The organism is Corynebacterium sp. (genome assembly GCF_030535495.1).
In the GTDB taxonomy this organism is placed as follows: domain Bacteria; phylum Actinomycetota; class Actinomycetes; order Mycobacteriales; family Mycobacteriaceae; genus Corynebacterium.
In genome coordinates this window covers 1-5,122 of sequence record NZ_JAUNRW010000132.1, presented here as the reverse complement: position 1 = coordinate 5,122, position 5,122 = coordinate 1, and the positions used below count along the sequence as shown (strand labels likewise).

The window sequence follows — 5,122 nt, the reverse complement described above, 5'->3', positions numbered from 1 at the left end:
TTCGCCACCTCCGACCTCAACGACCTCTACCGTCGCGTGATCAACCGCAACAACCGCCTCAAGCGCATGATCGATCTCGGTGCCCCCGAGATCATCGTGAACAACGAGAAGCGCATGCTGCAGGAGTCCGTTGACGCCCTGTTCGACAACGGTCGTCGTGGCCGTCCGGTCACCGGACCGGGCAACCGCCCGCTGAAGTCCCTGTCTGATCTGCTCAAGGGCAAGCAGGGTCGCTTCCGTCAGAACCTGCTGGGTAAGCGCGTCGACTACTCCGGCCGTTCGGTCATCATCGTCGGCCCGCAGCTCAAGCTGCACGAGTGTGGTCTGCCGAAGCTCATGGCTCTCGAGCTGTTCAAGCCGTTCGTCATGAAGCGCCTGGTGGAGAACGACTACGCGCAGAACATCAAGTCCGCCAAGCGCATGGTCGAGCGCCAGCGTCCCGAGGTGTGGGACGTGCTCGAGGAGGCCATCGCCGAGCACCCGGTGATGCTCAACCGCGCCCCGACCCTGCACCGCCTGGGTATCCAGGCCTTCGAGCCGAAGCTCGTCGAGGGTAAGGCCATCCAGCTGCACCCGCTGGCCTGTGAGGCCTTCAACGCCGACTTCGACGGTGACCAGATGGCCGTGCACCTGCCGCTGTCCGCCGAGGCGCAGGCTGAGGCGCGCGTGCTCATGCTCGCCTCCAACAACATCCTCTCCCCGGCGTCCGGTAAGCCGCTGGCCATGCCGCGACTCGACATGGTCACCGGTCTGTACTTCCTGACCATGGACAAGAAGGAGGGTGAGATCGGCGGCCAGGGCGGTTACCGCGGTGCCGATGCCAACGGTCCGGAGCAGGGCGTCTACTCGTCCTTCGCCGAGGCCATCATGGCCCGTGACCTGGGTGTCCTGGGCCTGCAGGCCCCGATCAAGGTCCGCATCTCCCACCTGCGTCCCCCGGCCGACGTCGAGGCCGAGCAGTTCCCCGACGGCTGGGAGCAGGGCCAGGTCTGGACCGCCCACACCACCCTGGGCCGCGTCATGTTCAACGAGCTGCTGCCGTGGAACTACCCCTACCTCGAGGGCGTCATGGTCCGTAAGGGCGGCGGCGCGGGCTTCATCATGCTCGGTGACGTGATCAACGATCTCGCCGCCAAGTACCCGATGATCACCGTGTCCCAGACGATGGACAAGATGAAGGACGCCGGCTTCTATTGGGCGACCCGTTCCGGTGTGACCATCGCCATGTCCGACGTTCTGGTTCTCCCCAACAAGGAGGAGATCCTCGAGCGTTACGAGGCCGAGGCGCGCGAGATCGAGCGCAAGTACTGGGTCATGGGTGCGCTGCGTGAGCGCGACCGCTACGACCGTCTCGTCGAGCTGTGGCAGGACGCCACGAACAAGGTCGGTAAGGCCGTCGAGGATCTCTACCCCGACGACAACCCGATCCCGATGATCGTGAAGTCCGGCGCCGCCGGCAACATGCGTCAGATCTGGACCCTGGCCGGCATGAAGGGCATGGTCGTGAACTCCAAGGGTGACTACATCACCCGCCCGATCAAGACCTCCTTCCGTGAGGGCCTGTCGGTTCTGGAGTACTTCAACAACTCCCACGGTTCCCGTAAGGGTCTGGCCGATACCGCTCTGCGTACCGCCGACTCCGGTTACCTCACCCGTCGTCTCGTCGACGTCGCCCAGGATGTCATCGTCCGCGAGGACGACTGCGGTACCCGCCAGGGTGTCCGCGTCCCGGTCGCCGTCGAGGTCAAGGACGCCGACGGCAACGTCTCCGGTTTCTCCGAGCACCCGCTGGTGGAGACCTCCGTCTCCGGCCGTGTGTTCGCCACCGAGGTCACCGCCGGCGACGGCGAGGTCCTCTTTGAGGCCGGTGCGGACCTCACCGACGAGGCCGTCGACAAGCTCGTCGAGCTGGGCATCGCCGAGGTCAAGGTGCGCTCCGTGCTCACCTGCCAGACCCCGACCGGTGTCTGCGCGAAGTGCTACGGCAAGTCCATGGCCTCCGGCCAGCTGGTCGACATCGGCGAGGCCGTCGGCATCGTCGCCGCCCAGTCGATCGGTGAGCCCGGTACCCAGCTGACCATGCGTACCTTCCACCAGGGTGGTGTCGGTGGCGACATCACCGGCGGTCTGCCCCGTGTGCAGGAGCTGTTCGAGGCCCGCGTGCCCAAGAACGCCTCCCCGATCGCGGAGTTCTCCGGCACCGTCGCACTCGAGGACGACGGCAACTTCTACAAGCTCGTCCTCACCTCCGACGACGGCAACGAGGAGAAGGTCTACGAGAAGCTGTCCAAGCGACAGGGTCTCGCCCAGGTCAAGGTGCCGATGGACAACAACCCGTCGGTGTTCATCGAGCGCACCCTGCGCGACGGTGACCACGTTGACCTCGGTGACCGCCTGCTCCGCGGCCCCGCCGACCCGCATGACGTCCTGCGCGTCCTGCGTCGTCGCGGTGTCGAGAAGCACCTCATCGACGAAGTGCAGGCCGTGTACCGCACCCAGGGTGTGGCCATCCACGACAAGCACATCGAGATCATCATCCGCCAGATGCTGCGTCGCGGCACCGTCATCGACGCCGGTTCCACGGAGTTCCTGCCGGGAACCCTCGTCGACCTCACCGAGGCCCGCCGCATCAACGCGTCGGTCCGCGCCGAGGGTGGCCAGCCGGCTGAGCTGCGCGACCAGATCATGGGCATCACCAAGGCCTCGCTGGCCACGGAGTCCTGGCTGTCCGCCGCGTCCTTCCAGGAGACCACGCGTGTCCTGACCGACGCCGCGATCAACAAGCGCTCCGACCAGCTCATCGGCCTCAAGGAGAACGTGATCATCGGTAAGCTGATCCCGGCCGGTACCGGCATCTCCCGCTACCGCAACATCCAGGTCAAGCCGACCGAGGCGGCCCGCAACGCGGCCTACTCGATCCCGACCTACGGTGACTCCATCTACGGTGACGACGGCTACGCCGAGTTCACCGGTGCCTCCGTCCCGCTGGACGAGGACTACCAGATGTAGTTCGGCGAAGCGAGACCCCCGACCAGTTCACCTGTGTCGGGGGTCTTGTTTTTTCGCTTATCGACGCCCCGGTGACCGGGGGCGTCGTCAGTGGTCCACTACCAGGTGCTGTCGCCGCGCAGCACGGCGTCGGTGCCACCGTCGATGAACACCACCTGGCCGCACAGGTGGGTGTTGACCGGGGAGATGAGCCAGCTGAGCAGTTCCGCCGCCGACTCCGCCGGCATCCACCCGTTGAGCGGCATGGGGACCAGCTCCTCCAGCATGGCCTTGCCCTCCGGGTTGTTGGTCAGATTCTCCGTCATGGGGGAAATCACCACGCCTGGGGCGATGGCATTGAGTGGGATGCCCGCGCCCGCCCACTCCGGGGTCGGGGCGTTGAGGCGGATCCAGCGGGCCAGGGCCTGTTTGGAGGAGGCGTAGATCTGATGGCCGGTCTGGGGGCCACCGTCCTCGAGGACGGTGGCGCGGGCAAGGGCCGCCTCTTCGTCGCCGTCGAGCATGGCCTGCACCAGCTCGTCGTCGGAGGTCTGGAGAGACGACATGGAGGCGGTGGCGACGGCGCGTGGGGCGTCGGATTCCAGCAGCAGGGGACGCAGGCCCTCGAGGGTGGCCACGGCGCCGAAGTAGTTGACCTGGGCGGTGGCCGCGATCGGGGCGGAGATGCCGGCGTTGGCGATGATCCCGTCCAGACGGCCGCCGGAGAGCTCACGGGCCTGCTCGGCCATCGTGGTGCGCCCCAGCGCGGTGGTGAGGTCGACGTTGATGTCCGCGTTGTGCAGATCAACGCCGATGACCCGGTGGCCCTGCGAGGTCAGGAGAGTGACGGTGGCGGCGCCGATGCCGCTGGCGGAGCCGGTGACGAGGTAGGTGCGGGACATGGGTTTCCTTCCTGTGGGGTCTACCCCCATGTTAGGAATACCGGTGCGCCCCCGCGAGAAGGCACAGGTTCTGCTACTTCGCGCCGCGCGCCTTCCGGGTGATACCCACCCCGCCCATGAGCGCCAGGCCCCGGAAACGGATGACCGGCGCATCCGCCGGGATGTCCTCCAGTGCCAGGGTGACACTCCTGTCATCGTCAATGCCGAACCCGCCCATGATGCCGATGCCGTCGCTGATGACACGGACATCCTCCGGCACGACGATCTCGGTACCACCCATGATCGCGATGGCGTAGATCACCGTCTCCTGCGAACCCAGACGGGCCCGTCGCAGATCGATGCCGGTACCACCCATGATGGTCAGAGAGGTGTGGGTCGGGGCGCACAGCCAGTCGCCGGTGCGCTCGGAACCTCCCATCACCGCGAAGCTGAAGGAGTCCCCGCCGGGTTCCCCGGTCACCTGCACGGCACGGTGGCCCGACTGTGGCTGTGGCTGTGGCTGCGGCACATGGTCCGGGCGGACGGCGGGTGTGCGGGCGTCGATAAGCGCGGCCGGATCGGGGAAAAGATCCTCCAGCGGGACCAGCAGCTCGTCGCGGTACTTCGTCGCCCAGATCGCCTGGGTCCGCTCGTCGAACTCCTGGTAGTCGAGCTGACCCTGGGCGAAGGCGTCGCTCAGTGCCGTGGCGGCGCGCTGGCGGTCAGCGTCGCTGGCTCGGATGCGGGACGGGTCGGGGGTGCTCATGGTGTCGATGGTACGTCGTGCCGGTGGGACGGGGCGTCGATAAGCATGTGACCGGCTGCAGCGCGTCCCGTGATGGGCTGCGGGAACACCGGGATTTGGGATAGTCGGGTCGATTCCGGTAACGTGCTCGGAAGTCCCACGTCTTCATGGTGGGAGCCTTACTTCCTCCCAGTAGGCCAGCGAGAGCGGCTGACTGGGTTACGCACGTTTAAAGATCGTGCTGTTCCGAGGGGATAAGGCGAAGAAACTTCCGAATCTCTCGGTCGGCTCATCCGACCGGATAAGCCGATCAACACAGAAAGACGGTTATGCCCACTATTCAGCAGCTGATCCGTAAGGGTCGCCATGACAAGACCGCGAAGGTCAACTCCGCGGCTCTGAAGGGTTCCCCGCAGCGTCGCGGCGTGTGCACCCGTGTCTACACCACCACTCCGAAGAAGCCGAACTCCGCTCTGCGTAAGGTCGCCCGTGTGCGCCTGACCACCGG

3 protein-coding genes and 1 pseudogene are annotated in these 5,122 nt (G+C 66.2%); 2 read left to right on the top strand and 2 right to left on the bottom strand.

All coding sequences use genetic code 11. The features are described from left to right. Window positions 1-3,009: DNA-directed RNA polymerase subunit beta' (rpoC, locus tag Q4F73_RS11390; RefSeq protein ID WP_303359459.1), on the top strand; the 3,009-nt coding region annotated here is incomplete at its 5' end. Window positions 3,010-3,107: 98 nt separating this feature from the next. On the opposite strand, the gene Q4F73_RS11385 is transcribed toward rpoC, so the two are convergent. Both Q4F73_RS11385 and Q4F73_RS11380 read right to left on the bottom strand, forming a co-directional pair. Further along, entirely contained in the window at window positions 3,108-3,890 is a 783-nt protein-coding gene (locus tag Q4F73_RS11385; RefSeq protein WP_303359458.1) for an SDR family oxidoreductase, read from the bottom strand. A gap of 73 nt (window positions 3,891-3,963) precedes the next feature. Then, a complete protein-coding gene (locus Q4F73_RS11380) occupies window positions 3,964-4,635 on the bottom strand; it encodes a DUF1707 domain-containing protein (protein ID WP_303359457.1) in 672 nt (223 codons plus the stop codon). A 308-nt stretch (window positions 4,636-4,943) separates the two neighbouring features. Here Q4F73_RS11380 and Q4F73_RS11375 point away from each other — a divergent pair. Beyond that, window positions 4,944-5,122: pseudogene (locus Q4F73_RS11375) on the top strand (30S ribosomal protein S12); the annotation flags it as partial.

Bases quoted from the DNA above. Each gene is read 5' to 3' on its own strand.
- Q4F73_RS11385 (WP_303359458.1), bottom strand. From the start codon at position 3,890: ATGTCCCGCACCTACCTCGTCACCGGCTCCGCCAGCGGCATCGGCGCC.
- Q4F73_RS11380 (WP_303359457.1), bottom strand. From the start codon at position 4,635: ATGAGCACCCCCGACCCGTCCCGCATCCGAGCCAGCGACGCTGACCGC.